Origin of the sequence: Methylobacterium nigriterrae, assembly GCF_037106235.1 — a bacterium.
GTDB lineage: Bacteria > Pseudomonadota > Alphaproteobacteria > Rhizobiales > Beijerinckiaceae > Methylobacterium > Methylobacterium nigriterrae.
This window is the reverse complement of sequence record NZ_JBAWTG010000925.1, coordinates 1-266: the sequence shown is the minus strand read 5'-3', so window position 1 is coordinate 266 and position 266 is coordinate 1. Positions and strand designations below refer to the sequence as shown.

General features: G+C 65.4%; 1 protein-coding gene. It reads left to right on the top strand.

The genetic code is table 11. From position 1 onward, the window contains the following. Positions 1-266 (top strand): flagellar basal body rod C-terminal domain-containing protein (locus WDW90_RS39715; RefSeq protein ID WP_336493070.1); only part of this gene is annotated, 266 nt, incomplete at both ends.

Genomic DNA, 266 nt, shown 5'->3' with positions numbered 1-266 from the left:
GCGCGGATCGGTGACCTTTGCCTCGGATGGCCAGATCAGCGCGCTGGGTGCGGGTGACAACCCCCGCGACATCCAGATGCTTGCGCAGTTCAAGCTGGTGAACCCGCCGCCGGAGCAGTTGCAGCGCGGCGATGATGGGCTGTTTCGATTGGCGGGCGGTCAGCCAGCACAGCCCGATCCCGCCGTGAAGATCGCCCCAGGCTTTGTCGAAAAGAGCAACGTCAACCCGGCCGCGACCATGGTGGCGATGATATCCAACGCGCGCC